This window comes from Diaphorobacter caeni, from assembly GCF_015354245.1.
GTDB classification, from domain to species: Bacteria; Pseudomonadota; Gammaproteobacteria; order Burkholderiales; family Burkholderiaceae_C; genus Diaphorobacter_A; species Diaphorobacter_A caeni.
In genome coordinates this window covers 555,273-577,057 of record NZ_JADKYZ010000003.1, presented here as the reverse complement: position 1 = coordinate 577,057, position 21,785 = coordinate 555,273, and the positions used below count along the sequence as shown (strand labels likewise).

The window sequence follows — 21,785 nt, the reverse complement described above, 5'->3', positions numbered from 1 at the left end:
TTGCTCTCAGACCACTGGCGCGGCAGGAATCGACAAGCCGCGCTGCACGGCGGGTCGCTTGAGGAAGGTTTCCAGCGCCCGAGCCAGATGGGTGAATTCCTTGAATCCGACCAGCTCTCCGGCCTCATAAAACCCGATGATGTTGCGCACCCAGGGCAGGATCGCGATGTCGGCAATCGTGTACTCGTCGCCCGCCACCCACGCGTGTTGCGCGTACTGCTTGTCCAGAACTCCCAGCAGCCTGCGCGACTCGCCCACGTAGCGTTCAAGAGGACGCTTGTCCTCGATGGCCTTGCCCGCGAACTTGTTGAAGAAACCGACCTGACCGAACATCGGGCCGATGCCGCCCATCTGGAACATCAGCCATTGCAGCGTGCGGAACTTGCCCGCATCGTCCGCAGGCATGAACTGGCCGCTCTTGCCCGCGAGATAGACCAGAATCGCGCCCGATTCAAACAGCGCCATTGGCTTGCCGTCAGGTCCATTCGGGTCAAGGATCGCGGGGATCTTGTTGTTCGGATTGAGCGAGAGGAACTCGGGCGTGAGCTGATCGTTCGTGTCGAAGGACACGCGATGCGCCTCGTAGGGCAGGCCGATTTCCTCCAGCATGATCGACACCTTCACGCCATTGGGCGTGGGCAGCGAATACAGCTGCAGCCGCTCGGGATGCTGAGCGGGCCATTTGCGGGTGATGGGGAAGGTGTCGAGTCGGGATGCGGTCATGGTGGTGATGTTGTCTGTCGTTGGAATTGGTTTTTGAATCAATCAGTCAGTCTGTCCGCTGGTCGGTCAGCGCGTGGGCCAGCCGCCCAGGTGTTCCTGCGCGATCGTGCTCAGCGCCGTGATCCATGCGTTGCTGTCGTTCAGACAGGGAATGTAGCGAAACTCCTTGCCGCCTGCATGCATGAAGGCTTCACGGCCCTCCATGTTGATTTCCTCGAGCGTCTCGAGGCAGTCGCCGGTGAAGCCGGGGCACATCACGTCGACGCTCTCCACGCCTTGTCCGGCCAATGCGATCAACGTGGGCTCGGTGTAGGGCGTGAGCCATTCGGCCTTGCCGAAGCGTGACTGGAACGTGACCTGGCAGCGCTCGGGCGGATGGCCCAGCTCGGCCGCGAGCAGGCGTGCGGTCGTGCGGCATTCGTCGGCGTAGGGGTCGCCGAGTTTCACGTTGCGCGCGGGAATGCCGTGAAAGCTCATCACCAGCCTGTCGGCCGGGCCGCCTTGCCTGCTCCAGTGCGCGCGCACGCTGTCGGCAAGCGCGCGGATGTAGGCGGGGTGGTCGTGGTAGCTGTTCACGAAGCGCAGCTCGGGCATGCGGCGCTGCTTGGCGAGCCACGCATAGACGTCATCGACCACGCTGGCCGTCGTGGTGCTCGAATACTGCGGATACAGCGGCAGCACCAGCACGCGATCGACGCCTTGCGTCTGCAGAGCCTCCAGTTGCGACGCGACGGACGGATTGCCGTAGCGCATCGCGTGGCTCACCAGCGTCGCTCGCAGACCGGCTTCGCCCAGCCAGCCGCGCAGCAGCACGGATTGCTTGGCGGTCCACACGGCGAGCGGCGAGCCTTCCTTCATCCAGATCGATGCGTACTTGGCGGCCGACTTCGCGGGACGGGTGCGCAGGATGATGCCGTGCAGGATCGGCAGCCACGCGACACGCGGAATCTCCACCACGCGGCGATCGCCCAGAAACTGCGCCAGATAGCGCCTGAGCGCCGGCGCCGTGGGCTCGTCCGGAGTGCCCAGGTTGACCAGTAGTACCGCGCACCGTGCGGTTGATGCGGCGGCAGGAGATGATATGGGCGCGGATGCGGATGCGGATGCGGATGCGGATGCGGATGCGGAGGGGAAGGCGGCGTGTGGCAATGGCATGTGCTCATTGTCGCAGTCTCCCGGGGCTGAGATCGTGTTGACGATCTTCACTCGGTCTTCACACGGTCTTGCAGGCGCGGCCTCGGGTGCTCTGCTGCGTTGCAAATCCTCGCAATGGCCCGAGCCATTGCTGTGGTTTGCGGTTGGCGTTTTGCGCCTTGCGGCCCATCCCGATCCGCATCCTGCAAGCCTCGCGCTGCGATCGTCAACGCGCTCTGAGAAGGGATGCACGGATTTGTGCATGAGGAAAATCAGAACGCCCGCATTTTCAAGGGATTGGCTGACTTTTTCCTATGGCGGACTTGCGTATATTCAATCGCCCAAACCGCGCGAAACGGGCTTGCCGCTTGCATAATTTATAGCAATAGATCGAGAGTTGTTAATTGTTTTTTCGCCACTGGTAGTGCAAGCAACCAGTGCCTTGTTAGCTTGAACTGGAGAACCCCATGACGACTGAATCCAAGTGCCCCTTCCACCAAGGCAAAAACAGCGAGACCGCTGCCGAAGGCAACGGCACGACCAACCGTGACTGGTGGCCCAATCAACTGCGCGTGGATCTGCTGAGCCAGCATTCGGCCAAAAGCAATCCGCTGGGCGAAACGTTCGACTACGCGGCCGAATTCAAGAAGCTCGACTACGAAGGCGTCAAGCGCGATCTGCGTGCGCTGATGACCGATTCGCAGGATTGGTGGCCGGCCGACTTCGGCCACTACGGTCCGCAGTTCATCCGCATGGCATGGCATGCCGCAGGCACGTACCGCGTGCAGGACGGCCGTGGCGGCGCGGGTCGCGGTCAACAGCGCTTCGCCCCGCTCAACAGCTGGCCCGACAACGTGAACATCGACAAGTCGCGTCGCCTGCTCTGGCCCATCAAGCAGAAGTACGGCAACAAGATCTCGTGGGCCGACCTGATGATCCTCACCGGCAACGTCGCGCTGGAGACCATGGGCTTTCGCACCTTTGGTTTCGCCGGTGGCCGTGTCGACTCCTGGGAGCCGGATCAGGACGTGTACTGGGGCGCGGAAAAGGAATGGCTCGCCACCAGCGACAAGCCCAACAGCCGCTACAGCGGTGACCGCGATCTGGAGAACCCGCTGGCCGCAGTGCAGATGGGGCTGATCTATGTGAACCCCGAAGGCCCGGACGGCAATGGCGACCCGATCTCCGCCGCGCACGACATCCGCGATACCTTTGCCCGCATGGCGATGGACGACGAGGAAACCGTGGCCCTGATCGCCGGCGGTCACACCTTCGGCAAGACCCACGGCGCAGGCCCTGCATCGCATGTCGGCGCAGACCCGGAAGCCTCGGGCCTTGAGGCGCAAGGCCTCGGCTGGGCGAGCAGCTTCGGTTCGGGCTCGGGCGGTGACGCGATCACCTCGGGCCTTGAAGTGACCTGGACGCAGACGCCAGCCCAATGGAGCAACTTCTTCTTCGAGAACCTGTTCAAGTTCGAATGGGTGAAGGAAAAGAGCCCCGCAGGCGCCATCCAGTGGGTGGCCAAGGACGCTGGTGACGTCATCCCCGACGCCCACGGCGGCCCCAACAAGAAGCCCACCATGCTGACGACGGACATCTCGCTGCGCGTGGACCCCGCCTACGAAAAGATCTCGCGCCGCTTCCTTGAGAACCCTCAGGCCTTCGCCGAAGCGTTTGCCCGCGCATGGTTCAAGCTGACCCATCGCGACATGGGCCCGCGCTCGCGCTACGTCGGCCCGGAAGTGCCGAAGGAAGAACTGCTCTGGCAGGACGTGATTCCTGCCGTCAAGCATCCGCTCGTCAATGACTCCGACGTCGCCGCGCTCAAGGCCAAGGTGCTCGCGTCGGGCCTGAGTGTGCAGGAGCTCGTCGGCGCCGCATGGGCCTCCGCATCGACCTTCCGTGGCTCGGACAAGCGCGGAGGTGCCAACGGTGCACGCGTTCGCCTCGCGCCGCAGAAGGACTGGCAGGTCAACCAGCCCGAGCAGCTTGCCAAGGTGCTTGGCGCGCTCGAAGGCATTCAGCGCGAATTCAACAAGTCGGCCGATGGTGACAAGCGCATCTCGCTGGCAGACCTGATCGTGCTCGCAGGCAACGCCGGCGTGGAGAAGGCGGCTGCGGACGCAGGCGTGCAGGTCACCGTTCCCTTCCACGCTGGCCGTGGCGATGCGAGCGCCGAGCAGACCGATGTCGATTCGTTCAAGTTCCTTGAGCCCAAGGCGGACGGCTTCCGCAACCACCTGCAGGGCAACTTCCCGGCACCTGCAGAAGCGCTGCTGATCGACAAGGCCCAGCTGCTCACGCTGACCGCTCCGGAAATGACCGCGTTGGTCGGCGGCCTGCGCGCCATCAACATCAACACGGGTGGCAGCCAGCACGGCGTGCTGACCAAGACACCCGGCAAACTCACGAACGATTTCTTTGTGAACCTGCTCGACATGGGCACGCAGTGGAAGGCGCTGGACGACGGGAGCTACGAAGGCGTGGACCGCAAGAGCGGCGACAAGAAGTGGACCGGCACGCGCGTCGATCTGGTCTTCGGCTCCAACGCCGTCCTGCGCGCGCTGGCCGAGGTGTATGCCGAAGTCGGTGCACAGGAGAAGCTGGTCAAGGACTTCGTGGCCGCCTGGGCCAAGGTCATGGACCTGGATCGTTTTGATCTGAAGAAGTGATGACAGGGGCCGGGGCGAGAGTCTCGGGCTTTGATTCGCCAAACGCAGGAGCGCCCTTCGGGGCGCTTTTGTTTGGGCGCCTGCAATGACAGCCGACGCCCGCACATCGCGGAACATCCCTTCACGCCGGGAGATGGCGTGCAGCGGCTATCCTTGGCTCACCATGCATGAACTCGATATCTCCCGCATCCAGGCCATCACCATCGATCTGGACGACACGCTGTGGCCGGTGTGGCCGACGATCACGCGCGCCGAAGAGGTGCTGGCGCAGTGGCTGAAGCAGCATGCACCGGCCACGGCGGCGGCTTATCCGGATTCGCGTTCGCTGCGCAGGATCCGCGAGCGCATCGAGCTGGAGAGGCCGGAGCTGCGGATGGATTTGAGTGCGATGCGGCGCGAGTCGATTCGCGCGGCGCTTGAAGAAAGCGGCGACGATCCGGCTCTGGCGGAGCCTGCGTTCGAATTGTTTTTCGACGAGCGCCAGAAGGTGGTGCTGTTTGACGATGCGCTCGACACGCTGGAGTTTCTGGCTTCGCGCTATCCGGTGGTCGCGATTTCCAACGGCAATGCGGACGTGCATCGCGTGGGCATCGGACGCTTTTTCAAGGACTCGCTGAGCGCGCAGAGCTTCGGCATCGCCAAGCCCGACGTGCGTATCTTTCACGCGGGTGCCGAGCGGGCAGGGCATGCATCGGATGCGGTGCTGCACATCGGCGATGACGCGAGACTCGACGTGGTCGGCGCGCTCGACGCGGGCATGCAGACGGCATGGCTGAACATGAACGACAAGGCGTGGGAGCTGGATGCGTCCAGACCCCACGCGACGGTGACGTCACTGGCCCAACTGCGCTCCATTCTGGGTTGAGCGCACGACGCAGCCAGCCAGGTGGCCTGATGGCTTGGTGTTGCCGTTGATCAGTCCGGCTTCACGCCTGCGCGCTTGAGCACCTTCTGCCAGCGCTGTTGCTCGGTCGAAATGAACTGCGCGAACTGTGCCGGCGTGCCGCCGATGGCCTCCGCAGCATCGCCTTGCAGGCGCTTCTGGGAGTCGGGCGCCTTCACGGCCTTGGCGCATTCGACGGCGAGCCTGTCGATGTGTTCGGGCTTCATGGTGGAGGGCGCGAGCATGCCGTACCACTGCGTCATCTCGAAGCCGGGGAAGCCTTGCTCGGCGACCGTCGGCACGTCCGGAATCTGCGGCAGACGCTGGGTGGAGCCGGTGGCGATGCAGCGCACCTTGCCCGATTTGATGAACGGCAGCAGCGCGGCCGCGCCCACGGCGGCCGCATCAAGGCGGCCCGAGAGCAGGTCCTGCATCATCGGGCCGGTGCCGCGGTAGGGCACGTGCAGCATGAAGAAATCCGCCGTCATCTTGAGGTATTCGAACGCCAGATGGCCCGCGCTGCCATTGCCCGCCGAACCGTAGCTGAGCTTGCCGGGCTTCTGCTTGGCGTAGGCGATGAGCTCGCGCAGATTGTTCACCGGCACGTCGGGATGCACCACATACAGGCTCGGCACCTTGGCGAGCAGCGAAACGGGCTTGAAGTCCTTGTTCGCGTCGTAGGGCAGTTTGTCGAAAATATAGGGATTCACCGCCAGCGTGCCGATGTGGCCGAGGATCACCGTGTGCTGGTCATCCGAGCGCGCGACTTCCTGCATGGCGATGTTGCCTGCGGCGCCGGGCTTGTTGTCCACATAGACGCTCTGGCCGAGCAGCTTGGTGAGTTCGGCCGCGGTGGAGCGCGCGACGATTTCCGAGCTTCCGCCCGGCGCGAACGGCACGACGAAACGCACCGACTTGGATGGCCAGGCGGACTCCGCACGTGCCCCGGCAGGAAGCAGCCCAGCCAACGTGGAGCCACCTGCCAGGGCCAATAGGTGGCGGCGGTTGATCCGGCTCAGCGAGAGCGCGCGAACGCGGTCGCGCAGGAGTTGCTCGGGTGTGTTCATGTGGTCTCCGATGAGAGCGCTGTTGTACGTTGCCCGAAGTGTGCCGTTTCCGGCTGTCGATTGGCTGTCAGAGATGCGAGGGTTTTCGCGGGTGTGATGCTCTCGCCCCGCTCAAAACGGGATTTTCCCGGTCAGCATGTCGCGCCACATCACCCAGTCACCGCGAAAGCTCAGGAGCGGGCGCTTGAAGCTCGCGGGGCGATTCTTCTCGAAGACAAAATGGCCGACCCAGGCAAAGCCGTAGCCGCAGAAAATGGCGGCCAGCAGATACCAGAGATGGCCGGTGACGACGAGGCCGATCAGGCACAGCAGCGAGAGCGAGGTGCCGACGAAATGCAGGCGGCGGCAGGTGCGGTCGCTGTGTTCCTGAAGATAGAAAGGGTAGAACTCCGCGAAGGACTTGAACTCGCGAGGGTCGACCGAAGACTTGCCGGAAGAGCGGCCGGAGGGGGATGCGGGAGACATGCCGGACTCCTTTCAGAAAAGGGTCTCTTGTCTCCAGATTTATACGCCCGGTTCAGACGGATGGTCCAAACCGGACAGATTTCAGGGGATTGAGCCGGCTCTCACCGCGCAAGGAAGTCGCGGATCGCGAACAGCGTTTCGTCGGGCGCTTCGGTCATCTGGTTGTGGCCGCTCGGGAGCTTGGCGAGGCTGACCTGCTTGCCCGCCGCCTTCGCGGCATCCATGAGACTTTTGGCGGCCTTGGGCGGCGTCATCTGGTCCTGATCACCCAGCGCGAACAGCACCGGGCAGGCGAGGGCGGCCATCGCGGCGTCGCCGCCTGCATAGCTGTCGCAGGCCTTGAAGCCGGTGTAGAGCAGATTGACGTCACCGTTGCTCGCCAGCACGCGGCGACCAAGCGCCTTGCCCGCGCCGAACACCCAGCTGCCCGCGCCATTGGGTGGCGAAAGCGTGGCGCGTGAGAACACGTTGATCATCTCGATGGCTTGCTCCGGCGCCTTCACGGCGGAGTCGAGCAGTGCCGGCGAAACTTTCATCGGCGCCGCCGTGCCCACCAGCACCAGATGGCTCACGCGTTCGCCAAGCTGCGCCGCCGCCTGCATGGCGATCAGGCTGCCCCAGCTGTGACCGATGAGCGCCGCCTTCTGCAGGCCTTGGGCATCCATCAGCTGACCGATGAAGGTGGCGGCTTCTTCCACGCTTTCGGGTGCCTTGCCGCCGCTCTTGCAATGGCCCGGCAGGTCGATGGCCAGCACATTCCAGCCATGATTGGCCATGTAGCGGCTCTGCAGCGCCCATACGCTGTGGTCGCAGAGCACGCCGTGGATGAAGATGGCGGTGGGCTTGGTGGCGTCGAATGCCTTGCCGCCGGTGTAGGCGTAAATCGGGGCGCCATGGACATTGATGTGCATGTGCGGGTCTCCTCAGGAAGTCGGGGAATCTGTTCGGCTGTGGTTTTGTCGGCGTGGAGTTTCAGGCCGCCTTTTCGGCAGCCTTCAGGGCGCGCTTCAAATCGTCGATCAGATCGTCCGCGTCTTCCAGACCGATGGACAGGCGGATCGTGCCCTGGCTGATGCCGGCTTGCGCGAGCGCCTCGTCGGTCATGCGGAAATGCGTGGTGCTGGCGGGGTGGATCACCAGCGAGCGGCAGTCTCCCACGTTGGCCAGGTGGCTGAAGACCTTGAGCGTCTCGATGAACTTCTTGCCCTGATTGCGGTTGCCGTTGATGTCGAAGCTGAACACCGAGCCCGCGCCGCGTGGCAGCAGCTTCTTGGCGAGCGCGTGTGACGAGTGCGTCTCCAGCATCGGGTGGCCGACGCGGCTGACCAGCGGATGGCTGGCGAGGAACTGCACCACCTTTTCGGTGTTGCGCATGTGACGTTCCATGCGCAGCGGCAGCGTCTCGATGCCCTGCAGAATCAGCCACGCGGTGTGCGGGCTCATGCAGGCGCCGAAGTCCCGCAGGCCCTCGCGGCGGGCGCGCAGCAGGAAGGCGCCGGTGGTGCTTTCCTCGCTGAAGACCATGTTGTGAAAGCCGTCGTAGGCCTCGGTCAACTCGGGGAATTTGCCGGACTTCTCCCAGTCGAAGCTGCCGCCGTCGACCACGATGCCGCCGACCACGGTGCCGTGGCCCGAGAGGAACTTGGTGGCCGAGTGGTAGACGATGTCCGCTCCATGCTCGAAGGGCTTGATCAGCCACGGCGAGGTCAGCGTCGAGTCGACCAGCAGCGGCACGCCCGCGTCATGCGCGATCTGCGAGATGGTGGGGATGTCGAGCACGTCAAGGCCCGGATTGCCCACGGTTTCGCCGAAGAACAGCTTGGTGTTGGGACGCACGGCGGCCTTCCAGCCGTCGATGTCGCCGGGCTTGACGAAGGTGGTTTCGATGCCGAAGCGCGCGAGCGTGTAGTGCAGCAGGTTCTGGCTGCCGCCGTAGAGCGCGGTGCTGGCGACGATGTGGCTGCCCGCGCCCATCAGCGTGGCGATCGACAGATGCAGCGCGGCCTGGCCGCTGGCCACGGCAATCGCGCCGACGCCGCCTTCGAGCGCCGACACGCGCTGCTCGAGCACCGCGTTGGTGGGATTGCTGATGCGGCTGTAGACATGGCCGGGGCGTTCGAGGTTGAACAGGCTGGCCGCGTGGTCGCTTGATTCGAACACGAACGAGGTCGTCAGATGGATCGGAACCGCGCGCGCGCCGGTGGCAGGGTCGGGCTGCGTGCCCGCGTGCAAGGACAGCGTGTCGAAGCCGGGGTCTGAATATCCGGGCATTCATGTCTCCAAAGTGGTGCAAGTGCCCACAATTGTGGGCTATATTTCGTGAGGAAACGGCCTGTGCGCGCCTCATGCGTAGCAGGCCCTAAGGAGATACCCCATGAAAGTCAGCGATATCCTTCGCGTCAAAGGCAATACGCTTTACACCGTCACCCCCGATGAACCTCTGGCGAAGGCCGTCGAGGTCATGTCCGAGAAGGACATCGGCTCGCTCGTCGTGATGGAGCATGGCGACCTGGTGGGCATGCTCACCTTCCGCGAAGTGATCCAGGCGCTGCAGAAGAATGGCGGCAGCGTTGGCACCATGCTCGTTCGCAAGGCCATGGATGACGCGCCGCTGACCTGCACGCTCGAGACCGACATGGACGAGGTGCGCCGCATGATGCTCAACCGCCATGCCCGCTACATGCCGGTGATGGACAAGCGCATGCTTATGGGCGTGGTGAGCTTCTACGACGTGGCCAAGGCCGTGGTGGACAGCCAGAACTTCGAGAACAAGCTGCTCAAGGCGTATATCCGCGACTGGCCGGAGCAGAACGAATCCGCGTGAGCCGTCAGATCAGGCGGCCTGCGTGTTGGCGAAGTCCGCTTCTCTGCCCCGCCTGCCCAACTGCATGAGCGCGTCGCGCACCCGCGCCGACAGCGGGGCTTCCACGGCATAGTGGAACAGCGCGCCGGCTCCGATGCCGCAGGCAAGGTGGATCGCAAAGCCCACCCAGTCACGCGTGCTGGCGTTTTGAATGTTCAGCCAGGCGCTGACCTGCGCGGCCGCCATGAACCCCAGTTTGTGCGTGAGGTAGATCGAGTAGGAGATCGTGCCCAGCCATACCAGCCAGCGCGCGACGGGTAGCCGCACTGCCTTGCTCGCGAGCGCGACCAGCATGAAGATCGCGAAGACCGTGAGCCCACCGTATTCAATCGTCGGGCCGTAGAGCGTGGCGGTGTGCGTCTCGGGAATGGCGATGAATGCCATTCCTGCGGCGGCGATCATGCAATACGCCACCGGGCGCTTGGGCTGCGTCCAGTCGCGGGTGTAGAGCCAACCGGCCACCAATCCCAGCACGAATTCCCAGACCATCGGATTGATCGCCAGATTCAGATAGTGGCTCTGCGCGATGGCGCTCTGGTGGTAGAACGAGAAATTCCATTCCTGAGTCAACAACGGGTACAGCACCAGACCCGGCGCGAGCAGGGCGGCGACGATCCACCAGCGCCATTTCCGCGAGAACAGCGAAACCGCTATCACCACGTAGAAGTACGCCTCGAAGCACAAAGTCCATGCCACATCCACCGGCAGCCGGAAGAACTCGGACGCCTTGGCGCTGACCGGGCGAAAGACAAGCTGGCTGGCCACGTCGGCGAAATAGGTGGACGGGAAGGCTCCAGCCTTCTGCCAGGCGAGTCCCAGGTAGATCAGGCTGACCACGCAGAACAGCGGCCAGATGCGCGCGAAGCGTTTGATCGCGAAGTCGGCCACGTAGCGCGGCGAGCCGTCGCAGCCGCGCGTGGTCAGGAACATGATGAAGCCGCTGATCACGAAGAACAGGTCCACGCCGAGCGCTCCGTGGGCGAAATACTCCCACGCGAGTTCCTTGTGGGCGGGTTGGGCCAGCGTCCAGCCAGCGTGCGTGATGACGACGGCCACGGCGGCAAGGCCGCGCAGTGCCTGCAGCCAGTCAATGGTTGCGTGGGTGCGGGAGACGGACATGACGGAGAAAAACGCGCGGTTCGCTGTGGTTCGGCTTGGTTTGGGCTTCAGCCCACTTCTTGCGCAACGGGGCTCACACGCGCGAAGGCGCACACGGCGCCCGCATGGCGCGGTCTCGCGCTTTGCGGGGCGAAGTCAGCAAGGGAAGACGAGAGCTCGGCTGATCGAAAACGCCTGCAGCGTGCTGCAGACGGCTCATATTTTATCAATTCAAATGTAAGGAATTTATTATTTATGTCGCTGAAATCGTCAATGCGTTCTCAGGGTTTCAGCGAAAGCGGATCACGCGCCCGGTTGCGATCTCTTCCGGCTGGGTGGGCGACCCATCGTGCGGAGGGCTGGCGCGTGGCCGGATGAGTTGGCCGCTTTGCACCTGTTCGGCGGCATGGGCGATCCACCCCACGGTTCGGCCGAGCGCGAACAGCAGAAAGGCGGCGCCGCGCGGCAGCCCAAGGCCGCGCTGCACGGCGACCAGCGCGTAGTCGAGGCTGGGGTGCAGCCCCGTCTGCACGAGTACCGAGCGGGTCAGGCGTGCGGCGTCCGCCTGCGGCGGCAGAGCGGCGAGCAGCGCGCGGCTGCGTGGATCGCCCTGCGGATAGAGCGGGTGACCGAATCCCGCGCAGTAACTGGGTGTCTGGCCGGTCTGAGTCTCGTGCAGCAGGCGCTGCAGGCTGGGTGCGAGCGTCCGTGGGTTGGTGGCCTGGGCGTGCCACTCGTCCCAGTTCCTCTCGATCAACGCGGTCATTCCGCCATGCCGGGCTCCCGACAGAGCGGCCAGACCCGCACCGAGACTGGCGTGCAGGCTTGCCCCCGTTGACGCGACGACGCGTACGGTGAAGGTCGATGCGTTGAGTTCATGGTCCGCACAGAGCACGAGCGCGCGGCGCAGCACGTCGGTGGCGGCATCGCTCAGATGCCAGTGGCGTTGGAGACGTTGATGCACCGGCGTTGCGTCATCCTGCGGGGACGGCCACCGGCCGAGCAGGACGGAGCACATCGCTTGAACAAAGCGCATCCGCTGGGCAAAGCCCGTTGGCGCGCATTGCGTCAGCGACGGCGGCGCCTGAAACCACAGGGAGAGCGCCCGATCCGCTTCAGGGAGGTCGCAGGACGCGCCATCCGTGTTTTGCGATGCTTGCGTGGTGACGGACGGCGGGCAGCCATCGCCCTGCCAGAGCAGCGCGGCGGCCGCCTCGAGCGAGGCAACGTCGGCGAGCGCGACGGCGTTCTGGCCTCGGTAGAAGAACTGTCCTTCGTGGACCCGTGTGATCGCCGAGGACAGCACGGCCTGGCCCCAATCGAGCGCGGAATGAGCCAGCTTGGTGGGGTTGCGGATGGCTGCCCGCTGGCGGGCAAGGCGCGAGACGTCCGACAGCAGGTAGCTGCTGCCCCGGTGCTGCGGCAGGCGCTGCGCGCGCAGCAGCCCGCGGCTGACATAGCTGTAGAGGCTCGCGCGTTTGACGCCCAGCATGGCGGCCGCTTCCTCGGCGGAGATCCACGGGCAGTCGGCGGGCGCGTCGTGTGTGCTGGCGGGCATGGCGCATTATCGGGTGGCTTGGGCACGACGTGAACGGACCGCGTTGATTGGCCCGATCAAGATTGACCCGCCCTGGGCGCGGCTGCTGCAATCAGGCATCTGATGGTTTTGTGGGGGCTTGCGATGCATGTGACGACGTATTCGAACTGCGGCGCGGACGACAGTCTTGCCGAACTGTGGCGACAAGCCGCTCTCCCGATGAACGCTCTGGAGCGCGCGCGGCTGCACGGCAAGGCCTGCGGTTTTGAGAGCAGTTTTGCGGTCGATGTGGCGGCGCAATCGGCGATTGCCGCATCGGCACTGGCCGCGACGGAAATCGACCGCCTGCGGATGCCGGGCATCGATGCGCAACGGGTCAGCGTGGACGTGCAGCATGCGCTGGCCGAGACCAGCGGCTATTTCACGCTGAACGGCGAGCGCCCGCCGGTCTGGGCGGCGATCTCGGGGCTGTATGCCTGTGGCGGCGCATTGGAACGTTCAGGGCGCTCAGGGCGTCCGGGGCATGTGCGGATTCATGCCAACTTTGCGCACCACCGTGATGGTGTGCTGCGGCTGTTGGGTTTGCCGGAGGGCGAGGGCACGACGCGCGCGCAGGTTCAGGAGGCGCTTGCGCACTGGGATGCTGTGGATTTCGAGACGCGGGCCACCCAGGCGGGGCTGGTGGTGGCCGCAGCGCGCAGCGCCGCGCAGTGGCAGTCCAGCGCCATGCATGCGGCGGTTGCGGCGCAGCCGCTCGTCGGCATCACCCGGATCGGCGACGCCGCGCCGCGCGTCTGGCCCACCAGAAAGGTGGACGGACGGCCGCTCGCTGGCGTGAGGGTGCTTGATCTCACCCGCATTCTGGCCGGTCCGGTCTGCGCCCGCACGCTCGCGGCCCATGGCGCGGAGGTGCTGATGGTCAATTCGCCGCACTTGCCCAACATCGAGGCGATTGCCGACGTGAGCCGCGGCAAGCGCTCGACTTTGCTCGATTTGAAGAGCGATGCGGGACGCCTCGCGCTGCGTGACCTGTTGTCCGATGCGCATGTGTTTGTGCAGGGTTACCGGCCGGGCGGGCTTGAGCGGCTCGGGTTCGGCGTGGAGGAAGTGGCGCGGCTGCGGCCCGGCATCGTTCATGCGAGCCTGTCTGCCTATGGCCGCAGCGGTCCATGGGCAGACAAGCGCGGTTTTGATTCGCTGGTGCAGATCGTGAGCGGTCTCAACAGTGACGAAGCGGCCGCTTTCCATGGTGCGGAACCGCGTGCGTTGCCGATGCAGATTCTGGATTACTGTGCCGGGTTCCTGCTGGCGTTCGGCGTGCAGACGGCACTCATGCGACAGGCGGAGCAGGGCGGAAGCTGGCACGTGGAGGTGTCGCTTGCCCGGGTGGCCGAATGGCTCAGGAGTCTGGGGCGCAGGACGGTGGAGCCGCAGACTGCGGCTGCAACGGTCGACATGCTGGTCGCGCCGTGGCTCGTGCGCTCGGCCAGCGGGTTTGGCGAGCTCGTCGCCGTGTCGCACAGCGCGCGACTCTCGCGCTCGCCCACCGACTACCCACGCGCGGCGGTGCCGCCCGGAACCGATCAGCCTGTCTGGGCATGATGCTTCGGGCGATAATGCACGACTTATGAGCGGCAACACACTTGGTACCCTTTTCTGCGTCACCAACTTTGGTGAATCCCATGGTCCGGCCATTGGCTGCGTGATTGACGGCTGCCCTCCCGGCATGTCGCTCACCGAGGCCGACATCCAGCTCGATCTGGACCGTCGCCGCCCCGGCACCAGCCGCCACGTCACCCAGCGCAGCGAGGCCGATGCGGTCGAGATCCTCTCTGGCGTCTACGAGGGCAAGACCACGGGCACGCCGATTGCGCTGCTGATCCGCAATACCGATCAGCGCAGCAAGGACTACTCCAACATCGCCCAGAGCTTCCGCCCCGGTCATGCGGACTACACCTATTTCCAGAAGTACGGCATCCGCGATCCGCGCGGCGGCGGTCGTTCTTCAGCGCGCCTCACGGCACCGACCGTGGCGGCCGGAGCCGTGGCCAAGAAGTGGCTCAAGGAAAAATACGGCGCCGAATTCCGCGCCTGCATGACCCAGATCGGCGAGCTGGAAATCCCGTTCGAGAGCTGGGACCATGTGCCCAACAATCCGTTCTTCGCGCCCGTCGCCAACGTGCAGGCCTACGAAGACTACATGGACGCGCTGCGCAAGTCCGGCGATTCCTGCGGTGCCAAGGTGCGCGTGCAGGCCACGGGCGTGCCGGTGGGGCTGGGCGAGCCGCTGTATGACAAGCTCGATGCCGACATCGCCCATGTGATGATGGGTCTGAACGCGGTGAAGGCCGTGGAGATCGGCGCGGGTTTCGAGAGCGTGGTGCAGCGCGGCACGACGCACGGCGATTCGCTGTCGCCAGAGGGTTTCGAGAGCAACAACGCGGGTGGCATTCTGGGCGGGATCAGCTCGGGGCAGGACATCGAGGTGACCATCGCCATCAAGCCGACGAGCTCCATCATCAGCCCGCGCAATTCGATCAACACGCTGGGCGAGACGGTCGAGGTGATCACCAAGGGCCGTCATGATCCCTGCGTCGGCATCCGCGCCGCGCCCATCGCCGAAGCGCTGCTGGCGCTGGTGATCATGGACCATGCGCTGCGCCATCGCGGTCAGTGCGGCGACGTGAATTCCGGCCTCGCACCGATTCCATCCAGCAACCAGCGCTGAAGCGGTCCGGTGGCCTGTCCGGTTCTGTTGATGGCCGCCCCGGCCTCGGGGCAGGGCAAGACCACGATCACGGCCGCACTCGCGCATCTTCTGCACTCGCGCGGCAAGCGGGTGCAGGTGTTCAAGTGCGGGCCTGATTTTCTCGATCCGACCTGGCTGGCGCTTGCAAGCGGCCAGCCCGTGGACAACATCGATCTCGCGATGTGCGGCAGGGCCGACGTGGCCCGTCGTCTCGCGCACGCGACCAGGCACAACGACGTGGTGCTGATCGAGGGCGTGATGGGACTGTTCGACGGCGCGCGCAGCGCGGCCGACATCGCCGCGCTGTGGAATCTGCCGATCCTGCTCGTGATCGACTCCTCATCGATGGCCGAGACCTTCGGTGCCGTGGCCTTTGGTTTGGCGCACTATCGTCCCGGCCTGCGCATCGCGGGCGTGCTCGCCAACCGCGTCGCGAGCGAGCGCCACTCCGAACTGCTGCGCAGAAGCATGCCTGCCGACGTGCCATGGCTCGGTCAGGTGATGCGCCAGCACAAGGAGCAGGCTCCCATTCCGTCGCGTCACCTCGGGCTGGTCGCGGCGGATGAAATGGACGACGGACTCGCGCGCATCGCGCAGGTGGCCGAGTCGCTGGCGCAATCCGATCTGGGGCGGCTTGAATGGGCGCAATGGCAGCAGCGCTGGGGCGTGGAGATGAGCGCGTCGGTGGAGCTTGCGCCCACGCGCTTGCTTGAAGGGCGGCGCATCGCGATTGCGCGTGACGCGGCCTTTCGCTTCATCTACCCGGCCAACATCGCGTTCCTTGAGGAGCAGGGGGCGATGCTGCGGTACTTCTCGCCGCTGGCTGGCGATGAACTGCCCGAATGCGATGCGCTCTGGCTGCCCGGTGGCTATCCGGAGCTGCATGCCGAAAAGTTGGGTGCATGTCAGCCGCTGGCCGAATCCATCCGCCAGCATTGGCACGCGGGAAAACCCATCTGGGCCGAGTGCGGCGGCATGCTTGCGCTGATGCAGGAGCTGCACTGGCCGTCGAAAGCATTGCGTACGCCGCTTCTGGGTGTGATTCCCGGCGTGGTCACTCAGCATGACCGCCTGCGCGGCCTCGGCATGCAGGCATGGCAGGGCCCTTGGGGCATGCTGCGCGGCCACGGCTTTCACTACTCGACATGCGAAACCAGCCTGCCGGTGGTGGGGCACACGCAGCGCCTGCTTGATGAAGACCGGGTCGATGCCGCGACGCAGCTTGAGTCCGTCTACGCGCAGGGCTCGCTGCGCATGAGCTATTTCCATGCGTGGTTTGCGTCGAATCCGGTGGCGGCTGCGGGGTTGTTTCTGCCTTGAGCCATGATCCCTCGGACGCTTGAGTCGTTGGGGCGTGCGTGCCGCCGGGCTTTTCAATACAGGAGTGGAGTCGTCATGTGGGTGCGCCGTGGCTTGCTTTGGAGCTGTCTCTGTTGGGGGGGGTGCTGTCAGCGTGTGGTGGCAGCGGCGGCAAGTTGCCCTCCGAAATGGAAATCACCCTTCTGGGCTTCAATGACTTTCACGGACATCTGGAGCCGCCGGGAGTGGCGGTCACGGCAACAGGCGCCAGTGGCAAGAGCGTTGCGGTGCCTGCGGGAGGCGCGGCCTATCTGGCGGGTGCCATCGCCGCACGGCGCAGCGCGAACAAGCACACGGCGGTGGTGACGGCGGGCGACATGGTGGGTGCCTCGCCCATGGTCTCCTCACTGTTTCTCGATGAGCCCACGGTGGAGGCGCTCAACCTGATGGGGGTGGACTTTTCGGCAACCGGCAATCATGAATACGACCAAGGGTCGCAAGAGCTGCTGCGACTGCAGAACGGTGGGTGCGAGAAGTTCACGGCCAAGCAGCCGTGCCAGATCAGCAAGCCGTTCAAGGGGGCGCAATTCCCGTTTCTTGCGGCCAATACGCTGCGCGCCGATGGCACTTCGCTGCTGCAGGGCACCGGGGTGAAATTCTTCGAGGAAAACGGTGCGCGCATCGGCGTGGGCTTCATCGGCATGACGCTCAGGACCACGCCGCGCATGGTGCGGCCCAGCGGCGTTGCGGGGCTGAGTTTCGCGGACGAGGCGGACACTGCCAACCGGCTGATTCCCGCTTTGCGGGCACAGGGCGCGGATGTGATCGTGGTGCTGATCCATGAGGGCGGCTATGCCACATCCGGTCTGCAGGATGCGAGCTGCGCCGGACTGTCCGGCGACATCCTGCCGATTCTCGACAGGCTGTCGCCTGATGTCGATGTCGTCATCTCGGGGCATACGCATCAAGCGTATCTGTGTGACTACCGGCGGGTCAATCCGTCCAAGCCGTTTCTGCTCACCAGCGCAGGGCGGTACGGAACCCTGCTCACCGAGGTGCAGCTCAAGGTGGACACAGGCTCACGCAAGGTCATGCACAAATCGGCGCGGCAGATCATCGTGCAGGGGGAGGCCATTGCCAGCGGCAGCGGCAAAGTACCGTTGCAGCCCGAATTTCCCGTGTTCGGGGCCGATGCCGCAGTGAGTCAATTGGTTTCCACCTATCACTCGTCGGTGGCGCCGCTGGCCGCGCAGGCCTCGGGCGTGTTGATGGGCGGCGCATCCCGCACGCCCGGCAAGGCGGGGGAGCGCGTGCTGGGGCGACTGGTGGCGGATTCCATGCTCTACGCCACGCACGATCTCGCATCGGGCGGAGCGCAGATCGCGTTCACGAACCCGGGCGGCGTGCGTGCGGACCTGCTGCCTGATGCGGCGACGGGCGTGGTCACCTATGGGCAGCTCTACGCGGTATTGCCTTTCGGCAACAACCTGGTCGTGGCCAGCTTTACCGGCGAGCAGATCCAGCGCTTGCTGGAGCAGCAGTTCGCAAGCGGGACGAATACGGTGACTCAGCCGCGCATCCTGCAGGTCTCACGCGGTTTCAGCTACGGCTTCGATCTGAGCGGACCAGCGGGGCAGCGCATTGTCGACATGCGGCTCGATGGTGCGCCGATCCAGATGACGGAAACGTATCGGATCGCGATCCAGAGTTACTTGAGCACGGGAGGTGACAACTTCTCGGTGTTCACCGAAGGCAAGGATGTCATGGGCGGCATGCTCGACCTGGATGCCCTGGTCGCCTATGTGGGCGAGGGAACGGCGCAGCAGCCGCTGGCGTTGCCATTGGCGGCGCGAATCGAGCGCCTGGATTGATTCGAATCGAGGCGAAGCGAAGCGAAGGATGTGCGGAGCGCTATTTCTGCGGCCGCACTTCATCCACCAGCGCCCGGAAGTCATCGATGTCTTCAAAGCTGCGGTAGACGCTTGCAAAACGGATGTAGGCGACCTTGTCGAGCTTTTTGAGCTCGCGCATCACCAGTTCGCCAAGACGGGCGGAGAGAACCTCGCGCTGTCCGAGGTTGAGCAGCTTCTCTTCGATGCGCTCAATGGCGGAATCGATCTGCTCCACGCTCACGGGTCGCTTGCGCAGCGCGAGCTTGAAGGATCCGTGCAGCTTCTGATGGTCAAACTCCACGCGCCGGCCGTCCTTCTTGACGATGGCCGGGAAGTTGACCTCGGGGCGCTCATAAGTGGTGAAGCGCTTGTCACACGCCGCGCAGCGGCGGCGGCGGCGAATGAAATCCCCATCTTCGGACACACGGGTTTCCGAAACCTGGGTTTCCGGGTGACCGCAGAAGGGGCATTTCATGTCAGTGACGTGGCTGGTGGCGAATCAACGGTAGACCGGGAAACGCGAAGTCAGCGCGTGGACCTTCTCGCGCACGGCGGCGATGTTCGCCTCGTCACGCGGGTTGTCCAGCACGTCGGCGATCAGGTTGGCGGTGATGCGCGCTTCTTCTTCCTTGAAACCGCGTGTCGTCATCGCTGGCGAGCCGATGCGGATGCCGCTGGTGACCATGGGCTTTTCCGGATCGTTCGGGATCGAGTTCTTGTTGATGGTCATGTGGGCGGCGCCCAGCACGGCTTCGGCTTCCTTGCCCGTGATGCCCTTGGCGCGCAGGTCGACCAGCATCAGGTGGCTTTGCGTTCCGCCGCTGATGATGCGCAGACCGCGTGCGGTCAGCACTTCGGCGATGACCTTGGCATTGAGCTTGACCTGCTTCGCATAGTCCTTGAACTCCGGCGACAGGGCTTCCTTGAACGCGACGGCCTTGGCGGCGATCACGTGCATCAGCGGGCCACCTTGCAGGCCGGGGAACACGGCGCTGTTGATGGCCTTTTCATGCTCGGCCTTCATCAGGATCACGCCGCCACGTGGGCCGCGCAGGCTCTTGTGGGTGGTGGTGGTCACGACGTCGGCATGGGGAACCGGGTTGGGGTACTGGCCACCGGCGATAAGGCCAGCGTAGTGGGCCATGTCCACCATGAAGATCGCGCCGACTTCCTTGGCGACCTTGGCGAAGCGGGCGAAATCGATCTCCAGCGAATAGGCGCTGGCACCGGCCACGATCAGCTTGGGCTTGTGCTCGCGGGCGAGCGCTTCCATCTTGTCGTAGTCGATTTCTTCCTTGGCGTTCAGGCCGTAGGACACGACGTTGAACCACTTGCCGGACATGTTCAGCGGCATGCCGTGGGTCAGGTGACCGCCTTCGGCCAGGCTCATGCCCATGATGGTGTCGCCGGGCTTGAGGAAGGCGAGGAACACGGCTTCGTTGGCCGATGCGCCGCAGTGCGGTTGCACGTTGGCGGCGTCAGCGCCGAACAGTTCCTTCACGCGGTCGATGGCCAGCTTCTCGGCGATGTCCACGAACTCGCAGCCGCCGTAGTAACGCTTGCCTGGATAGCCTTCGGCGTACTTGTTGGTGAGTTGCGTGCCCTGCGCCCACATGGCTGCGGGGGAGGCGTAGTTTTCGCTGGCGATCAGCTCGATGTGCTGTTCCTGGCGCTGGTTTTCAGCCTGGATGGCGGCAAAGAGTTCGGGATCGGTCTGTTCGACAAGAATATTGCGTTGATACATGGCAGTCCTATGCGGTGGAAGTCCCTTGCGCGTCGAATGACGACAAGAGCTGCCCAGGCGAACGGCTGAACGCAGCAGGCTCACACAATGAATACGAACCCAAGGCCTGTGCGGCACGCTTCCCAGTGGTTTGCAGGAGGGAATCACCTCCTGGCATGATCCACGTCAGCGGCGAGACTACTCGAAAGAAGAATCGATCAGCCCCGCGCCTATCGCCAGTCGCGTACTGCGTTAGTGTAACTGACTGGAGACGCGTTGACCTTGAACTCAGTGGCCGAGCAAGGCCACTTTTTCCGAGCTCTGCGCAGGGGCTTCGGATTCGATGGTCGTAGCCGGCGCGCTGGCGGGAACTGGAGCCGGCGCATCGGCTGCAGCAGGTGTCGTGACCTTGGTGGACAGCATCGGAGACGCCGCTGGCTTGGGCGCAGTCGGCATCGGTGCGGGAGTCACCGCCGTGGTCGAGACGTTCTGGCCGTTGGCGACCTGACGCAGGCGGAAATGCTCCGACAGCACCTTGGTGGCATAGCCACCGTCGTCGGGCAGATTGGCGGCGCCAACGTAATAGCGCAGGCCGCCTTCCAGCGAGCCGGCACGTGCGATGCATTCCTGCAGCACCTTGACGCCGACGCGCATGTTCGTCACAGGGTCGAACGCCGCGTGGTTGCCGCCGAAATCGTCGTACTTGTCGTTGTGCACGCGGGTCATCACCTGCATGAGTCCCTGGGCGCCAACGGAGCTCTGCGCGAAGGGATTGAAGCTCGACTCGATGGCCATGATGGCCAGAATCAGCGTCGGGTCGAGCTTGGTGCGCGAACCGATGGAATAGGCCTCGGAGACCAGCGCTGCAATCGGCTCTGGCGCAACGCGGTATTTCTTGCTCAGCCAGAACGCCACCTTGGCCTGCTCGCGAGGGAGGTCCTTGGGGTTGGCGGCGGTGGCGCGATCCACGGCGCCGGGCTCGATGGGGGAGCCGACGGAGGCGACGTGGCGCTCGAACAGCCAGGTGCGCAGATGCTCTTCACCCTGGTCGCGCAGATCCGGACGGGCGGCCAGCGTGATGCACACGCAGGCGACACCAAGACCCAGCAGCGCGAAGCTGCTGTGGGTGAGTTCCATGAATCCGTCGGCGACGTCCGAAGTGAATGTGCGTATGCCCGCAAGCATCGTTCCTGAAGCTGTCACAAGCTTTCCTTTCTCGAGTTGAAGAATTTCCTGATTCAAGGATGGGCGTCGTCATCACGCGCAGTCCTTACCAGGCTTCTTCGCCTGGATGGGGGTCAAGTTCCGATCTGGCTTGCACGCACATGGTCGTGGGCGAGGAAAGATGAACTGACTGGAGCCGACATTGGCAACAGGGTGCGGGCTGGGGTTAACCCGCTTTTTGAGTGAATGGCGGATTCTAGAAGCTCTCTAAATTCTAGGTCAACACTAAAAAACACGGTTGTTAGAATTTTATTGTCTAATAAAGACTGTGTATTTCAACAGTTTTTAGCGTTTGCGGGGCTCGGTGTGGGAAAAGTTGCGGACCGAAACGGTTCGCGAAAAACGTACGAAAACGAAACTTTCAATCGACAATGATTTTCAATTGATAGAAAAGTCTGGCAATCGGGGTGATGTGGGCGTAGATTTGAGTTGCCTGCTTGATGCAGTGCATCGCTG

At 64.2% G+C, this 21,785-nt stretch carries 18 protein-coding genes; 7 read left to right on the top strand and 11 right to left on the bottom strand.

The features are described 5' to 3' along the window. Positions 1–6 precede the first annotated feature (6 nt). Both ISG32_RS10345 and hemH read right to left on the bottom strand, forming a co-directional pair. Positions 7–723: a glutathione S-transferase N-terminal domain-containing protein gene (locus tag ISG32_RS10345; RefSeq protein ID WP_194770908.1), complete on the bottom strand. Its 717-nt coding sequence runs from the start codon at positions 721–723 to the stop codon at positions 7–9. Between the two features lie 66 nt (positions 724–789). Beyond that, a complete protein-coding gene (hemH, locus tag ISG32_RS10340; protein ID WP_194770907.1) occupies positions 790–1,878 on the bottom strand; it encodes a ferrochelatase in 1,089 nt (362 codons plus the stop codon). A gap of 446 nt (positions 1,879–2,324) precedes the next feature. Here hemH and katG point away from each other — a divergent pair, with 446 nt between their 5' ends. After that, positions 2,325–4,529 carry a catalase/peroxidase HPI gene (gene katG / locus ISG32_RS10335; protein ID WP_194770906.1) on the top strand — a complete coding sequence of 735 codons (2,205 nt, stop codon included), beginning with the start codon at positions 2,325–2,327 and terminating at the stop codon, positions 4,527–4,529. 163 nt (positions 4,530–4,692) lie between these two features. Beyond that, entirely contained in the window at positions 4,693–5,394 is a 702-nt protein-coding gene (locus tag ISG32_RS10330; protein WP_228529704.1) for an HAD family hydrolase, read from the top strand. Between the two features lie 50 nt (positions 5,395–5,444). Here the strand turns inward: ISG32_RS10330 and ISG32_RS10325 are convergent, their stop codons facing one another. From ISG32_RS10325 to ISG32_RS10310, 4 genes are all read right to left on the bottom strand, one after another. Continuing rightward, positions 5,445–6,479 carry a Bug family tripartite tricarboxylate transporter substrate binding protein gene (locus ISG32_RS10325; RefSeq protein WP_194770905.1) on the bottom strand — a complete coding sequence of 345 codons (1,035 nt, stop codon included), beginning with the start codon at positions 6,477–6,479 and terminating at the stop codon, positions 5,445–5,447. A 111-nt stretch (positions 6,480–6,590) separates the two neighbouring features. Continuing rightward, a complete protein-coding gene (locus tag ISG32_RS10320; protein WP_194770904.1) occupies positions 6,591–6,944 on the bottom strand; it encodes an Mpo1-like protein in 354 nt (117 codons plus the stop codon). Between the two features lie 101 nt (positions 6,945–7,045). After that, positions 7,046–7,855: an alpha/beta fold hydrolase gene (locus ISG32_RS10315; protein ID WP_194770903.1), complete on the bottom strand. Its 810-nt coding sequence runs from the start codon at positions 7,853–7,855 to the stop codon at positions 7,046–7,048. 61 nt (positions 7,856–7,916) lie between these two features. Next, on the bottom strand, positions 7,917–9,215 hold the full coding sequence (locus ISG32_RS10310; RefSeq protein ID WP_194770902.1) for an O-acetylhomoserine aminocarboxypropyltransferase: 1,299 nt from the start codon (positions 9,213–9,215) through the stop codon (positions 7,917–7,919). Between the two features lie 103 nt (positions 9,216–9,318). Here ISG32_RS10310 and ISG32_RS10305 point away from each other — a divergent pair, with 103 nt between their 5' ends. Then, entirely contained in the window at positions 9,319–9,768 is a 450-nt protein-coding gene (locus tag ISG32_RS10305; RefSeq protein ID WP_194770901.1) for a CBS domain-containing protein, read from the top strand. Between the two features lie 9 nt (positions 9,769–9,777). Here the strand turns inward: ISG32_RS10305 and ISG32_RS10300 are convergent, their stop codons facing one another. Further along, a complete protein-coding gene (locus ISG32_RS10300) occupies positions 9,778–10,926 on the bottom strand; it encodes an acyltransferase family protein (RefSeq protein WP_194770900.1) in 1,149 nt (382 codons plus the stop codon). Positions 10,927–11,194: 268 nt separating this feature from the next. Then, complete coding sequence (locus ISG32_RS10295) at positions 11,195–12,463, bottom strand: citrate synthase family protein (RefSeq protein WP_194770899.1); 1,269 nt, start codon at positions 12,461–12,463, stop codon at positions 11,195–11,197. Between the two features lie 90 nt (positions 12,464–12,553). Between ISG32_RS10295 and ISG32_RS10290 the strand changes: the two genes are divergently transcribed. The 4 genes from ISG32_RS10290 (at position 12,554) to ISG32_RS10275 (ending at position 18,361) form a co-directional block, all read left to right on the top strand. Beyond that, on the top strand, positions 12,554–14,044 hold the full coding sequence (locus ISG32_RS10290) for a CoA transferase (protein WP_407645048.1): 1,491 nt from the start codon (positions 12,554–12,556) through the stop codon (positions 14,042–14,044). A gap of 25 nt (positions 14,045–14,069) precedes the next feature. After that, positions 14,070–15,170, top strand: coding sequence for a chorismate synthase (gene aroC, locus ISG32_RS10285; protein WP_194770897.1), 1,101 nt, complete (start codon positions 14,070–14,072; stop codon positions 15,168–15,170). A gap of 30 nt (positions 15,171–15,200) precedes the next feature. Continuing rightward, positions 15,201–16,511, top strand: coding sequence for a cobyrinate a,c-diamide synthase (locus ISG32_RS10280; protein ID WP_194770896.1), 1,311 nt, complete (start codon positions 15,201–15,203; stop codon positions 16,509–16,511). 167 nt (positions 16,512–16,678) lie between these two features. Continuing rightward, the gene (locus tag ISG32_RS10275; protein ID WP_194770895.1) at positions 16,679–18,361 is read left to right on the top strand and encodes a bifunctional metallophosphatase/5'-nucleotidase; all 1,683 of its coding nucleotides are present in this window, start codon (positions 16,679–16,681) and stop codon (positions 18,359–18,361) included. Positions 18,362–18,401: 40 nt separating this feature from the next. Here the strand turns inward: ISG32_RS10275 and nrdR are convergent, their stop codons facing one another. The 3 genes from nrdR to ISG32_RS10260 all read right to left on the bottom strand — a co-directional run bounded on the left by nrdR (position 18,402) and on the right by ISG32_RS10260 (position 21,308). Next, positions 18,402–18,857, bottom strand: coding sequence for a transcriptional regulator NrdR (nrdR, locus tag ISG32_RS10270; protein WP_166302352.1), 456 nt, complete (start codon positions 18,855–18,857; stop codon positions 18,402–18,404). Between the two features lie 24 nt (positions 18,858–18,881). Next, positions 18,882–20,126 (bottom strand): serine hydroxymethyltransferase, encoded by a 1,245-nt coding sequence (gene glyA / locus ISG32_RS10265; RefSeq protein ID WP_194770894.1) that lies wholly within the window; start codon positions 20,124–20,126, stop codon positions 18,882–18,884. Positions 20,127–20,393: 267 nt separating this feature from the next. After that, complete coding sequence (locus ISG32_RS10260; RefSeq protein ID WP_194770893.1) at positions 20,394–21,308, bottom strand: lytic transglycosylase domain-containing protein; 915 nt, start codon at positions 21,306–21,308, stop codon at positions 20,394–20,396. Positions 21,309–21,785: the final 477 nt, after the last annotated feature.

Excerpts from the sequence above, each read along its gene's own strand:
- ISG32_RS10345 (WP_194770908.1), bottom strand. The coding sequence starts at position 723 with ATGACCGCATCCCGACTCGACACCTTCCCCATCACCCGCAAATGGCCC.
- hemH (WP_194770907.1), bottom strand. The coding sequence starts at position 1,878 with ATGCCATTGCCACACGCCGCCTTCCCCTCCGCATCCGCATCCGCATCC.
- katG (WP_194770906.1), top strand. The coding sequence starts at position 2,325 with ATGACGACTGAATCCAAGTGCCCCTTCCACCAAGGCAAAAACAGCGAG.
- ISG32_RS10330 (WP_228529704.1), top strand. The coding sequence starts at position 4,693 with ATGCATGAACTCGATATCTCCCGCATCCAGGCCATCACCATCGATCTG.
- ISG32_RS10325 (WP_194770905.1), bottom strand. The coding sequence starts at position 6,479 with ATGAACACACCCGAGCAACTCCTGCGCGACCGCGTTCGCGCGCTCTCG.
- ISG32_RS10320 (WP_194770904.1), bottom strand. The coding sequence starts at position 6,944 with ATGTCTCCCGCATCCCCCTCCGGCCGCTCTTCCGGCAAGTCTTCGGTC.
- ISG32_RS10315 (WP_194770903.1), bottom strand. The coding sequence starts at position 7,855 with ATGCACATCAATGTCCATGGCGCCCCGATTTACGCCTACACCGGCGGC.
- ISG32_RS10310 (WP_194770902.1), bottom strand. The coding sequence starts at position 9,215 with ATGCCCGGATATTCAGACCCCGGCTTCGACACGCTGTCCTTGCACGCG.
- ISG32_RS10305 (WP_194770901.1), top strand. The coding sequence starts at position 9,319 with ATGAAAGTCAGCGATATCCTTCGCGTCAAAGGCAATACGCTTTACACC.
- ISG32_RS10300 (WP_194770900.1), bottom strand. The coding sequence starts at position 10,926 with ATGTCCGTCTCCCGCACCCACGCAACCATTGACTGGCTGCAGGCACTG.
- ISG32_RS10295 (WP_194770899.1), bottom strand. The coding sequence starts at position 12,463 with ATGCCCGCCAGCACACACGACGCGCCCGCCGACTGCCCGTGGATCTCC.
- aroC (WP_194770897.1), top strand. The coding sequence starts at position 14,070 with ATGAGCGGCAACACACTTGGTACCCTTTTCTGCGTCACCAACTTTGGT.
- ISG32_RS10280 (WP_194770896.1), top strand. The coding sequence starts at position 15,201 with ATGGCCGCCCCGGCCTCGGGGCAGGGCAAGACCACGATCACGGCCGCA.
- ISG32_RS10275 (WP_194770895.1), top strand. The coding sequence starts at position 16,679 with ATGGAAATCACCCTTCTGGGCTTCAATGACTTTCACGGACATCTGGAG.
- nrdR (WP_166302352.1), bottom strand. The coding sequence starts at position 18,857 with ATGAAATGCCCCTTCTGCGGTCACCCGGAAACCCAGGTTTCGGAAACC.
- glyA (WP_194770894.1), bottom strand. The coding sequence starts at position 20,126 with ATGTATCAACGCAATATTCTTGTCGAACAGACCGATCCCGAACTCTTT.